The organism is Paractinoplanes ferrugineus (assembly GCF_016862195.1).
Lineage (GTDB): Bacteria > Actinomycetota > Actinomycetes > Mycobacteriales > Micromonosporaceae > Actinoplanes > Actinoplanes ferrugineus.
In genome coordinates, this window is record NZ_BOMM01000065.1 from 53,179 (window position 1) to 65,143 (window position 11,965).

Annotated in this window: 12 protein-coding genes; 8 read left to right on the forward strand and 4 right to left on the reverse strand. The window is 71.5% G+C overall.

Going from position 1 to position 11,965, the window contains the following annotated elements:
• Positions 1-8: 8 nt before the first annotated feature.
• The 5 genes from Afe05nite_RS35745 to Afe05nite_RS35765 all read left to right on the forward strand — a co-directional run bounded on the left by Afe05nite_RS35745 (position 9) and on the right by Afe05nite_RS35765 (position 4,419).
• Entirely contained in the window at positions 9-977 is a 969-nt protein-coding gene (locus tag Afe05nite_RS35745; RefSeq protein WP_203821725.1) for a carbohydrate ABC transporter permease, read from the forward strand.
• A complete protein-coding gene (locus tag Afe05nite_RS35750; RefSeq protein ID WP_203821726.1) occupies positions 977-1,807 on the forward strand; it encodes a carbohydrate ABC transporter permease in 831 nt (276 codons plus the stop codon). Before Afe05nite_RS35745 ends, Afe05nite_RS35750 begins: the two co-directional genes overlap by 1 nt.
• Before the next feature lie 4 nt (positions 1,808-1,811).
• The gene (locus tag Afe05nite_RS35755; RefSeq protein WP_203821727.1) at positions 1,812-2,570 is read left to right on the forward strand and encodes a hypothetical protein; all 759 of its coding nucleotides are present in this window, start codon (positions 1,812-1,814) and stop codon (positions 2,568-2,570) included.
• Complete coding sequence (locus Afe05nite_RS35760; protein WP_203821728.1) at positions 2,567-3,265, forward strand: MerR family transcriptional regulator; 699 nt, start codon at positions 2,567-2,569, stop codon at positions 3,263-3,265. The genes Afe05nite_RS35755 and Afe05nite_RS35760 overlap by 4 nt, the downstream gene beginning before the upstream one ends.
• A 158-nt stretch (positions 3,266-3,423) precedes the next feature.
• On the forward strand, positions 3,424-4,419 hold the full coding sequence (locus Afe05nite_RS35765; protein ID WP_203821729.1) for a LacI family DNA-binding transcriptional regulator: 996 nt from the start codon (positions 3,424-3,426) through the stop codon (positions 4,417-4,419).
• Positions 4,420-4,451: 32 nt separating this feature from the next.
• On the opposite strand, the gene Afe05nite_RS35770 is transcribed toward Afe05nite_RS35765, so the two are convergent.
• Genes Afe05nite_RS35770 through paaI form a run of 4 tightly spaced genes read right to left on the reverse strand, consistent with a single transcriptional unit; the run spans position 4,452 to position 7,984 of the window.
• On the reverse strand, positions 4,452-5,645 hold the full coding sequence (locus tag Afe05nite_RS35770) for a glycoside hydrolase family 3 N-terminal domain-containing protein (RefSeq protein WP_239118448.1): 1,194 nt from the start codon (positions 5,643-5,645) through the stop codon (positions 4,452-4,454).
• Positions 5,646-5,678: 33 nt separating this feature from the next.
• Positions 5,679-6,986 carry a phenylacetate--CoA ligase PaaK gene (paaK, locus tag Afe05nite_RS35775; RefSeq protein ID WP_203821730.1) on the reverse strand — a complete coding sequence of 436 codons (1,308 nt, stop codon included), beginning with the start codon at positions 6,984-6,986 and terminating at the stop codon, positions 5,679-5,681.
• A 33-nt stretch (positions 6,987-7,019) separates the two neighbouring features.
• Entirely contained in the window at positions 7,020-7,607 is a 588-nt protein-coding gene (locus Afe05nite_RS35780; RefSeq protein WP_203821731.1) for a TetR/AcrR family transcriptional regulator, read from the reverse strand.
• Complete coding sequence (gene paaI / locus Afe05nite_RS35785; RefSeq protein ID WP_203821779.1) at positions 7,604-7,984, reverse strand: hydroxyphenylacetyl-CoA thioesterase PaaI; 381 nt, start codon at positions 7,982-7,984, stop codon at positions 7,604-7,606. Before paaI ends, Afe05nite_RS35780 begins: the two co-directional genes overlap by 4 nt.
• A gap of 98 nt (positions 7,985-8,082) precedes the next feature.
• Between paaI and paaN the strand changes: the two genes are divergently transcribed.
• Genes paaN through Afe05nite_RS35800 form a run of 3 tightly spaced genes read left to right on the forward strand, consistent with a single transcriptional unit; the run spans position 8,083 to position 11,649 of the window.
• Positions 8,083-9,753, forward strand: a complete 1,671-nt coding sequence (gene paaN, locus Afe05nite_RS35790; RefSeq protein WP_203821732.1) for a phenylacetic acid degradation protein PaaN — start codon at positions 8,083-8,085, stop codon at positions 9,751-9,753.
• Positions 9,746-10,918, forward strand: coding sequence for a thiolase family protein (locus Afe05nite_RS35795; RefSeq protein ID WP_203821733.1), 1,173 nt, complete (start codon positions 9,746-9,748; stop codon positions 10,916-10,918). Before paaN ends, Afe05nite_RS35795 begins: the two co-directional genes overlap by 8 nt.
• Entirely contained in the window at positions 10,915-11,649 is a 735-nt protein-coding gene (locus Afe05nite_RS35800; RefSeq protein ID WP_203821734.1) for an enoyl-CoA hydratase/isomerase family protein, read from the forward strand. Before Afe05nite_RS35795 ends, Afe05nite_RS35800 begins: the two co-directional genes overlap by 4 nt.
• The last annotated feature ends 316 nt before the right edge of the window (positions 11,650-11,965 follow it).

Sequence of the window (11,965 nt, forward strand, 5' to 3'; positions counted from 1 at the left end):
TGGCTCAGATGCCGGTCCGTCCGACCGCGCCCGTGCCCCCGGTTCCCGCCGCCCATCGGCGGGGCCGGGTGGCCCGCCGGCGGGGCCGAGAGGACCTGGCCGGGTACGTCTTCCTCTCCCCGTGGCTGCTCGGCCTGCTGGGAATCACCGCGATCCCGATGCTGATCTCGCTGTACCTCAGCTTCACCGACTACAGCCCGCTCATCCCGGTCACCGAGTCCAACTGGGTCGGCCTGGAGAACTACCGGCGGATGTTCACCGCCGACCCGCAGTACTGGCACGCGGTCCGGGTCACGGTGACCTTCGCGCTGGTCGCGGTGCCGCTCAAGCTCGCCGCCGCGCTGGGTGTGGCGATGCTGCTCAACAAGGCCATGCGGGGCATCTCCGCCTTCCGCGGCCTGTTCTACCTGCCGTCGCTGCTCGGCGGCAGCGTCGCGGTGGCCATCGTGTGGCGCAGCATGTTCAACGCCGACGGCGCGGTCAACTCGTTCCTGTCCCTGTTCGGCATCAAGGGCCAGGCCTGGGTCAACGACCCGACCTGGGCGCTGCCCACCCTCATGCTGCTGGCCATCTGGCAGTTCGGGGCGCCGATGGTGATCTTCCTGGCCGGTTTGAAACAGGTGCCGATCGAGCTGTACGAGGCCGCGTCCGTGGACGGCGCCAGCGCTTGGCGCAAGTTCGCCCACATCACGCTGCCGATGCTGTCCCCGGTCATCTTCTTCAATTTGGTCCTGGAGACCATCCACGGCTTCCAGGGCTTCACCTCGGCGTTCGTCCTCAGCAACGGCACCGGCGGCCCGGTCGACTCCACCCTGATGTACACGCTGCGCCTCTACAACGCCGGCTTCGTCGAACTGAACATGGGTTACGCGTCCGCGATGGCCTGGGTCTTCCTGCTGGTGGTCGGCGCGATCACGGTCGTGCTGTTCAGCACCGGCCGGTTCTGGGTCCACTACTCCGATTCCGAGGAGAAGTGATGCGCTCGAAGCTGCGTCTCCTGGCGCTCGTCGTGATCGTGGCGGTCGTGCTCTACCCGCTGTTCTGGATGATCGGCACATCCTTCAAGTCGCCGACCGAGATCACCAGCAACATCGGGCTGATCCCGACGGAGTTCACGCCGGGCAACTTCACCGAGGGCTGGCACAAGTTCGACGTACTGTTCGGCCGGTTCTTCGTCAACAGCGCGATGGTCGCCATCCTGACCGTCATCGGCAACACGCTGTCCTGCCTGCTGGCCGCCTACGCCCTGGGCCGGCTGCGGTTCCGGGGGCGGGGCGTCTGGTTCGCCATCATGATCGGCACCCTGCTGCTTCCCGGGCACGTGCTGATCATCCCGCAGTACATCCTGTTCCGGACCCTCGGCTGGGTCGGCGGCGAATTCCCGTACCTGCCGCTGCTCGTGCCGCATTTTCTGGCCACCGAGGCGTTCTTCGTGTTCCTCATGGTCCAGTTCATGCGCGGCATCCCCCGGGAACTGGACGAGGCCGCCGTGATCGACGGCGCCTCCCCGTACGGCGTGTTCAGGCACGTCGTGCTCCCACTGAGCCGCCCGGCGCTGGTCACCACGGCGATCTTCTCGTTCATCTGGACCTGGAACGACTTCTTCCGGCAACTGGTGTACCTGTCCGACCTCAAGGACTACACCGCTCCGGTGGCGTTGACCCTGTTCATCGACTCGACGAGCGAGAGTTCGGTCGGCCCGATGTTCGCCATGAGCCTGCTGTCGCTGGTCCCGGTGTTCCTCTTCTTCGTCGCCTTCCAGCGGCTGCTCGTCGAGGGCATCAACACCAGTGGCCTGAAGGGATGAGCTGATGCCACACGACTGGCGCGACTCGCTGCGCCTGGCCGCTGACCTGGCCCTGCTCGGCATAGTCGTGACGCTGCTGTCGCTCCCGCTGTTCACCGCGGGAGCGGCGGTGGCCGCCGGCAGTTTCGCGATCGGCCACCTGATCGCCCGTGGCCGCTGGCCGTCGTTCGCCGACCTGTGGGCGGTGTTCCGCCGCCGCCTGCTGCCCGGCCTCGTGGCCGGTCCCGCGATCGTCGCCGGCACCGCCCTGGTGGCGATCGACGTCGCGGCCCTGCGCCGCGGCACCGTCCCGGGCGGCGTCCCGGTCCTGACCGCGGTGCTGGCCGCCGCCGTCTTCGTGGCCGGCTGCCTGGCCCTGGTCGCCGTCCGCGCGGGAACCGTCCACCCCGCCGCCCCGGTCGACGGAATAGCGGGCAGCGCGGCCCCGACCGGCGGCGCGACCCGGTCGGCACTGACGATCGCCCTGTCCCGCCCGATCGTCCCCCTCGCCGCCGCCGGCCTGCTCGCACTGGCGGCGACCCTGGCCTGGTTCGTCCACCCGGTGCTCGTGCCGGTCGTAGCGGGCTACACACTGTTCGCCCTGCACGTCGTAACTCCCCGCCTGTCCGGCCCGGTCGCGCCCGTCCACCCCGTCCACCCCGTCCACCCCGTCCACCCCGGCGGCGCCGCGGGTGGCCCGGTCTTGTCGCGGGCGGGGTGGTGGTCTCGCCGGCGGCTGAGGGTTGACTCTCAGGTCGCCGGAGGCCTGAAGCTTGACCGGTGACCGACGAAGATCTGCTCAGCATCGGCGCGTTCGCCGCGGCGACCGGCCTGACCGTCCCGGGTCTGCGCCACTACGACGAGATCGGCCTGCTGAAGCCGGACCGGGTCGACCCCGGCTCCGGCTATCGGCGTTACCGCCCGGGCCAGCTCGATGACGCCCGCCTGATCTGCGGCCTGCGCGCCGTCGGCGTGCCGATCGAGGAGGTCCGCGCCGTGCTCGGCCACCCCACCGCTCAGGTGCGGTCGACACTGGACAACCACCGGGAACGACTCGTCACCCAGGCGCGCGAGCTGGCCCAGCGCATCCGCGCCGTCGAGGAGTTCCTCGAGCGCGGCACCCCGATGCCGACTCTTCAGGCGGCCCGTCCGGTGCAACTCCGCATCTCCGTCGGCGACGTCGGCGACGCTGCCGTCTTCTATCAGAACGCGTTCGACGTCGTGTTCAACGAGGCGATCTCCTCCCTGCAGTTCGGGACCTACCGTTCGGACGGCTTCTTCCTGATGACTCTCGAGGAGGGCACCGCGGCCGCCGCCACCCGCCTCGGCCTCCTGGTGGACGACGTCGACACCGTCCACGCCCGCGCGCTGGCCGCGGGCGCCACCGAACTCCACCCACCCACCGACTTCGCTTGGAAGCCCCGGACCTCGTGCGTCCGCGACCCCGACGGCAACCTCATCGACCTGACCCAGGGGTGAGGCTCCCGCTTGTCCTGTCTCCCTGCAGTGTCTCCCGGGAAAGCCTGTCTCCTCTTCGGAAAGGACCGGCCTTGAGCGGTGGTCTTAAAGCGCTTTAGGCCCCTGTACTATCTAAGTCGATCTCGAGGTGTGTCAAGGGATTCACGGGGAGTGATCGAGTGGATCGGCGACCGCGTCTGGCTGACGTCGCCGCGCGCGCCGGGGTCTCGACGGCATCGGTCTCCCTCGTTCTGCGGGGTGAGCCGGGGCCGAGCGCCGAGACCCGCGAGCGTGTCCTGGAAGCGGCCGGGCAGCTGGGCTATCGCGCCGACCGCACGGCCAGTCTGCTCGCCCGCCGCCGGCGACACCTGCTCGGCGTGCTGCTCGACGTGCGGAACCCGTTCCACGCCGAACTGGTCGAGGAGATCCACGTCGAGGCCGACCAGGCGGGCTACGAGGTCGTGCTGTCCACGCTCACCCGCGGCCGCGACGAGCACCGGGCGATCGAGACGCTGCTCGACTTCCGCTGCGAGGCGCTCCTCCTGCTCGGGCCCGACTCGTCCGAGGAAGCGCTCGACCGGCTGGCCGCCCAGGTGCCGGTGGTGGTGGTCGGGCGTGCCGTCGGCAAGGCCCAGGTCGACGCGATCCGGCCGGCCGACGACGCGGGCGTCGACGCGGCTCTGCTGCATCTGATCGGTCTCGGACACCTGCGGATCGCCTTCGTCGACGGCGGGCAGGGCGCGGTGGCGGCGGTCCGGCGCCGCGGCTATCGCCGCGCCATCCGCCGGGCGGGCCTGGTGGCGTCGATCGTGGCGGGCGGTCGAACCGAGGAGGCCGGGGTACGCGCCGGCCGTCGTCTCCTCGCCTCGCAAGAACTACCGACGGCGGTCGTGGCCTCGAACGACCGGCTCGCGGTGGGTCTGATGGACGCGTTCCTGCGGGCCGGCGTCGACGTGCCGGGCCGCGTGTCGGTGGTCGGCTACGACGACAGCATCCTGGCCCGGCTCGCCCACATCGACCTGACCTCGGTCAACCAGGACGCCCCGGCCCAGGCCCGCAACGCCGTGCTGGCCGCGGTGTCCCGCCTCGACGAGGGCCGCACCATCCGGTACGAAGCCGTCCAGGTCCCGCACCTGGTGGTCAGGGGCAGCACGGCAGCGCCGTTCTCCAGCTGAGCGACTCCCGTCGGCGCACCGGACCGGACGGGTCAACAGGGGAGCAGGCCGGCCCGCTCCTTCGCGACGAGCACGTGCCGAGCCGCGTCGGACAGCCGGGCCTGGAACGCCGTGTCGCTGCCGGCCCGCTCGGCCAGCGCGCTCGCCATCGGGCCCGCGTCGCCGGGCCGGATGGTCAGCACCAGGTCGCCACCGGCCGCGACGAAACGAACCGCGCGCTGTCCGACCGGCACCGACTCGAGCGCGGTCGCGGCACCGACGTCGTCCGTCATGATCAGGCCCTGGAAGCCGAGCTTGTCGCGCAGCAGCCCGGTGACGATCGGCCGGGAGAACGTCGCGATGGTCGACGGGTCGAGCCGTGGGTAACGGGCCGACGACACCATCACCGCGGCCGAACCGGCCTGGATGCCCGCCGCGAACGGCTTGAGATAGGGATCATTCGCGGTCGCGGTGTTGTCGACGGCGTCGGCCGACGTGTCGGTGTTGGCGGTGACCCGGCCGAGGCCCGGGAAGTGCTTGAGGACGGTGAGCACCTTCGCGTCCTGGCTGGCCGGCACGACCGTACTGATCGCGGTGGCGACCTTGGCCGGGTCCGAGCCGTACTGCCGGTGCCAGTAACCGATCGGCGGGTTTCGTTCGCCCAGCGTGGCCGGGACGGTGTCGGCGACCGGGGCGAGGTTCATCGTCACGCCGATGCCGGCCAACCGGCGGGCGCTGTCCGTGGTGGTGGCACGCAGCGTCGCCGCCGGCCCCGCGCCGAGCTTCTCCGCCGCCGGCAGCACCGGGAAGTCCGGGCCCTTGAGCGTCTGCACGTTGCCGCCCTCCTGGTCGAGGGAGACGAGCAGCGGCAGGTCGGCGTTCCGCCCCAGCGCGGCGATGTCGGAGCGCAGCTGGGCGGCTGTGCGGGTGCTGCGGCCGTGCAGGAACACGCCGCCCAGGTGGTAGCGCGCGACGGTGTCGCCGAGCCGGTCCGGCGAGTCGACCTCGGTGCCGATCATGAGCACCTGACCGGCCAGCTCGGCGGGGGTGAGGCGGTCCAGCGTCCGGGTGACGCAATCGGCCGACGTCGCCGGCGACGGGGACAGCGACGGTGAGGCGGGCGGCGAGGACGGCACCGACAGCGACGGCACCGGCAGCGACGGAGGAGCCGCGGACGGCGGCGCAGGCTGTGCAGAGCTGCATCCGGCCAGGGCCATGGCGAGGACAAGGATGATCCGGCTACGCATCGGCGACCACGCTATCCGGTCGGCGCTCCACCGTCACCCGGCACGCCGTAGATCGACGATGCGGCGCGCCTTGCCCATCGACCGCTCCACCCCGTCGGGTTCGAGCACTTCCACCCGTACGGAAACTCCGATGTTGTTCTTGATCGCAGTGACCAGATCGTTGCCCGCCTGCTCGGCCACCGCCGGGTCCGACCCCGCCCGGCGCTCCACCTTGACGGTCAGCGCGTCGAGGCGGCCGGCACGGGAGAGCACGCACTGGAAATGCGGCGCCAGCTCGGGCGTGCGCAGGATGAGCTCCTCGATCTGGGTGGGGAAGACGTTGACGCCGCGCAGGATCATCATGTCGTCGGTGCGGCCGGTGATCTTCTCGATGCGGCGCATCGGCCGGGCGGTGCCGGGCAGCAGCCGGGTCAGGTCGCGGGTGCGGTAGCGGACGACCGGCATGGCCTGTTTGGTGAGCGAGGTCAGGACCAGCTCGCCGACCTCGCCGTCGGGCAGCACCGCGCCGGAGAGCGGGTCGATGATCTCGGGGTAGAAGTGGTCCTCCCAGACGTGCGGGCCGTCCTTGGTCTCGATGCACTCGGTCGCGACGCCCGGACCCATCACCTCGGACAGGCCGTAGATGTCGAGCGCGTGCATGTCGAGCCGCTCCTCGATCTCCCGGCGAAGATCCTGCGTCCACGGCTCGGCGCCGAAGATGCCGACCCGCAGCGAGGTGGCTCGCGGATCGACGCCCTGGCGCTCCATCTCGTCGACGATCGCCAGCATGTAGCTCGGTGTGACCATGATGATCTCGGGCTCGAAGTCCTTGATCAGCATCACCTGGCGCTCCGTCATCCCGCCGGAGACCGGGATGACGGTGCAACCCAGTTCCTCGGCGCCGTAGTGCGCGCCGAGACCCCCGGTGAAGAGCCCATAACCGTACGCGACGTGCACCCGGTCACCCGGCCGCCCGCCCGACGCGCGGATCGAGCGGGCCATCAGGCGAGCCCACGTGTGCAGGTCGTCCTTCGTGTAGCCGACCACGGTGGGCCGGCCGGTCGTGCCGGACGACGCGTGCACCCGGGAGATGCGCTCACGCGGCACGGCGAACATGCCGAACGGATAGTTGGCGCGCAGGGTCGCCTTGTCGGTGCTCGGAAAGGTGCCCAGATCTGAGAGTTGGCGCAGGTCACCGGGGTGGACACCGCGCTCGTCGAACAGTTTGCGATATTGCGGCACGTTGTCGTAGGCGTGCTGGAGCGACCATTTCAGCCGGCTCAGTTGCAGTCCGCGCAGCTCGTCGACGGAGGCGCGCTCGATCGGGTCGAGATCTTCGGGACGGGGGGAGCGATCCTGCACGTTCTCTACCTCCTACAGACGCGGTCCTTCGAACTACAGGCGCAGTCCTTCGAATGCGATCGCGCTGACCGCGGTGGCGATCGCGGCGGCGCCACCGGGCCGCGGTCTGTACCACTCGGACAGCGAGTTGACCATGCCGAGCAACAGGCGGGCAGCGGTCGCCGGATCGATGTCCGGCCGCACGTCTCCCTCGGTCTGCGCCTGTTTGACCAGCTCGGTCACGACCGTGTCGAACTCACGCCGGCGAGTCAGCGCGTGCTGTTCGACCTCGGTGTTGCCCCGCACCCGCAGGAGCACGGTGACGAACTCGAAGCGTTCCGCGAGCACGAGCACGCTGCGTCCGATCAGCCGCTCGAGCCGCTCGATAGCCGGCAAGTCTTGTTGACGGACATCTTCGGCCGCCTCGAACAGTCCGTCCAGTGCCCGGTCCATCGCCATCTGCAGCAACTGCTCCTTGCCGGCGATGTGGTGATAGACGCTCGATTTGGTGATGCCGAGCGACACGGCGATGTCGTACATGCTGGTCGCGTCGTACCCCCGCTCGTTGAACAGGCGCACCGCGGCGTTGAGCACGGCATCCTGGTCATGGCCGGGCCGCCCGCGGCGGCGCGGCGCGGTCACGCCGGCCGCCCCGGGCCGAGCGTGCGGCTGCGGCCGCGGAACTCGGCGACCACCTCACCGTCGCGGGTCACGGTCACGTCGTAGATTCCGCTGCGACCCCGGGTCACCCGCTCCTGCGCGTACGCGGTGAGCACGTCCCCGGCCGAGGTGGGGCGAAGGAACGTGATGTCGGCGCCGGCCGCGACCGTGACCGGGCCGTGGCTGTTGCAGGCGCACGCGAAGGCCGTGTCGGCGAGCATGAAGACATAGCCACCGTGGGTCATCGCGTGCCCGTTGACCATGTCGCCGGTGACCAGCATCCGCACCGTGGCCTGCCCGTTCCCGGCGGCCAACAACTCGATGCCGAGGGCCTTGGACGCGGTGTCGCGGTCGAACATGTCGTGTGCCGGAGTCCGTGCCACCTTCACTCCAAGCCTTGATTACCGACCGATCGTTCGGTAGGAAATAAGAACCAGCCAACCGCAATGGAGCGCAGATGACAACCCCCGCCGAGCTGTACGAGACGCATCGCGAGCTGCTCGACCGTGCCGTGCAGGCCGCCCAGGAGCGGGACTACTGGTCCGCGTTCCCGGAGTCGCCGAGCAAGTCCGTCTACGGTGAGGATGCCGCCCCCGCCGGGGAGCGCGCGTTCACCACGCTCCTCGGCCAGCAGTTCCCGATCGACCTGCCCGGCACGCTCGGCACGGTGCAGTCGGAGCGCTCGCCCTACGGCATCGAGCTCGCCGTGAGCTATCCGAAGGCCGACCCGCTGGCCCTGGTCGCGGCGGCGAAGGCGGCCATCCCGGCCTGGCGCGCCGTCGGCCCGACCGGTCGAGCCGGAGTCGCCGCCGAGATCATCAAGCGGATCAACGCGCGCAGCTTCGAGCTTGCCCACGCCGTCCAGCACACCACCGGCCAGGCGTTCGTGATGGCGTTCCAGGCCGGCGGCCCGCACGCGCAGGACCGCGCGCTCGAGGCGGTGGCCTACGCCCTGGCCGCCACCACGCGCATGCCGGGCGCCGCCGCCTGGGCCAAGCCGCAGCGTGGCGGCGACCCGCTGCGCCTGGCGAAGACCACCACCGTGGTCGGCCGTGGCGTCTCCGTGGTGATCGGGTGCAACACGTTCCCGACCTGGAACAGCTATCCCGGCCTGTTCGCGAGCCTGGTCACCGGCAACCCGGTGATCGTCAAGCCGCACCCGGGCGCCGTCCTGCCGCTGGCCATCACCGTCCAGATCAGCCGCGCGGTGCTGACCGAGGCCGGGCTGAGCCCCGACCTCGTCTCGCTGGCCGTCGAGGAGCCCGGCGAAGGCATCGCCGCCACCCTGGCCACCCACCCCGACGTGCGGATCGTCGACTTCACCGGCTCCAGCGAGTTCGGCAACTGGCTCGAGGCCAACGCCCGCCAGGCCGTCGTCTACACCGAGAAGTCCGGCCTCAACACGGTGATCGTCGACTCGACCGACGACTACAAGGGCCTGCTGCGCAACCTGTCGTTCTCGCTGTCGCTCTACAGCGGCCAGATGTGCACCACCCCGCAAAACCTGCTGGTCCCGCGCGACGGCATCGAGACCGACGCCGGTCACAAGAGCCTCGACGAGTTCGGCGCCGACCTCTCGGCCGCGCTCGGCAAGCTGCTCGGTGACCCGAAACGGGCGGCCGGCACGCTCGGCGCGATCGTCAACGACGGCGTGCGCGGCCGGCTCGCCGAGGCCGGTGACCTGCCGTCGATCCTCGCGTCGTCGACCGAGGTGACCGACGAGCAGTTCCCCGGCGCGACGATCCGCACCCCGGTCGTGGCCCGGCTCGACGCGGCCGACGAGAAGACCTACACGCGGGAGTGGTTCGGCCCGATCTCCTTCCTGATCGCCACCGACTCCACCCGGCACGCCCTGGAGATCTTCGTCGAGACGGTCCGGGCGCACGGCGCGCTGACCGCGTCGGTCCACTCGACCTCACCCGAGGTGCTGGCGGCCGCCCGCGAGGCGGCGCTCGACGCCGGTGTGCACCTGTCGGAAAACCTGACCGGCGGCGTCTTCGTCAACCAGACGGCCGCGTTCAGCGACCTGCACGGCACCGGCGCCAACCCGGCCGCGACCGCGTCGCTCACCGACGACCACTTCGTCACCGGCCGTTTCTTCGCGCTCCAGTCGCGGCACCATGTCTGAGGCCTACCTGGTCGGCGGCGTCCGCACCCCGCAGGGGAAATACGGCGGCGGGCTCGCCGGCGTCCGGCCCGACGACCTCGCCGCTCTGGTCGTGCGCGAGGCGGTCACCCGGGCCGGCGTCCCGGGCGACGCGATCGACGAGGTGATCCTCGGCGCCGCCAACCAGGCCGGTGAGGACAACCGCAACGCCGCCCGGATGGCGGTGCTGCTGGCCGGCCTGCCCGAGACGGTGCCGGGCTACACGGTCAACCGGCTCTGCGCGAGCGGTCTCACCGCGATCGTCTCGGCCGCCAACCAGATCCGCGCGGGCGAGGCCGACGTGATCGTGGCCGGCGGCGTCGAGTCGATGACCCGCGCCCCGTGGGTGATGCAGAAGCCGGGCACCCCGTGGGCCCGCCCCGGCGAGGTGGCCGACACGTCGCTGGGCTGGCGGTTCACCAACCCGGCGCTCGCCCGGCGCGACCGGACGACGCTGTCCATGGGGGAGACCGCCGAGGAGGTCGCCGCCCTCGACGGCATCACCCGCGCCGACAGCGACGCGTTCGCGCTGCGCAGCCACCAGCGGGCGATCGCCGCCATCGACGCCGGCCGGTTCACCGCCGAGATCACCCCGGCCGGCGACCTGGCGGCCGACGAGATCCCCCGCCGCGGCTCCACCCTCGAGAAGCTGGGCACCCTCAAGCCGGTGTTCCGAGCCGGCGGCGTCGTCACGGCGGCGTCCTCGTCGCCGCTCTCCGACGGCGCGTCCGCCCTGGTCGTGGCGAGCGGCGAGGCGGTCGAGCGCTACGGCCTGCTCCCGCGCGCCCGGGTCGTCACCGGGGCCGCCGCCGGCGTCGCCCCGCACCTGATGGGCCTCGGCCCGGTGCCGGCCACCGAGAAAGCCCTGGCCCGTGCCGGCTGGAGCGTGGCCGACCTCGACGCGGTCGAGCTCAACGAGGCGTTCGCGGTGCAGTCGCTCGGCGTGATCCGCCGCCTCAAGCTCGACGAGGAGCGCGTCAACGCCGACGGCGGCGCCATCGCCCTCGGCCACCCGCTCGGCTGCTCCGGCGCCCGCATCACGGTGACCCTGCTCGGCCGCATGGAGCGCGAAGACGCCCGTCGCGGCCTGGCCACCCTCTGCGTGGGCGTCGGCCAGGGCGTGGCACTCCTGCTGGAGCGGCCGTGACCACGACGCTCACTGTGGAAGAGCTCGACGACCGGGTCGTGGTGACGCTACGCCGGCCCGAGGCGCGCAACGCGATCAACGCGGCCATGGTCCGGGAGCTGCACGACGTGTGCTCGCTGCTGGAGGAGCGGCCGCGGCTGCTCCTGCTCACCGGCGGCGACGGCGTCTTCGCGGCCGGCGCCGACATCGCGGAACTCCGCGAGCGCGGGCGTGACGAGGCGCTGCAGGGCATCAACAGCCGGTTGTTCGACCGCATCGCCCGGCTGCCGATGCCCACCGTCGCGGCCGTCGACGGTTATGCGCTCGGTGGTGGCGCCGAGCTGGCCTACGCGTGCGACCTCCGCCTCGCCTCACCCGCCGCGGTCTTCGGCAATCCCGAGCCCGGCCTCGGCATCCTCGCCGCGGCCGGCGCCGGCTGGCGGCTGCGCGACCTGGTCGGCGCCTCGGTCGCCAAGCAGGTCCTGCTCGCCGGCCGGCGACTCGACGCCGCCGCCGCGCTCCGCTGCGGCCTGGTCGCCGACGTCGTCGACGCCACCGACCTGCTCAAGCACGCACACAAGCTCCTCGATCGCATGGCCCGCTCCGCCCCGCTCGCCCTACGCCTGACCAAGCTCGTCACCGACACCCCCGGCGGCCACCCCGCCACCGACGACCTGGCCCAGGCAATCCTCTTCGAGTCCCCCGACAAACGCGCCCGCATGGACGCCTTCCTGACCGGAGACCGGCCTTGACCGCCCCCCACGCGCGCGCTGCTTCCCATGCGCGCGCTGCTTCCCACGCGCGCGCTTCGTGCCTGCGCGTTGGCCGGCTGGCCGCCTGCCGGCTGGTCGCTGGTGGCGACGCTGGGCAGCGCTCGGCTGCCGGGTGTCCGGTTGCGCGGCGCTCGACGGCTCACCGCCCGGCTGCCTGCCGCCCGGCTGCCTGCCGCCCGGCTGCCCGCCGCCCGGCTGTGGGCGCGGTTCACCCCGGCTCCGGCCGCGCGGCTGCGAGTGCGGGCTCTGCGCGTGCGAATGCGGGCCTTGCGCGTGCGAGCCTTGCGCGTGCGAG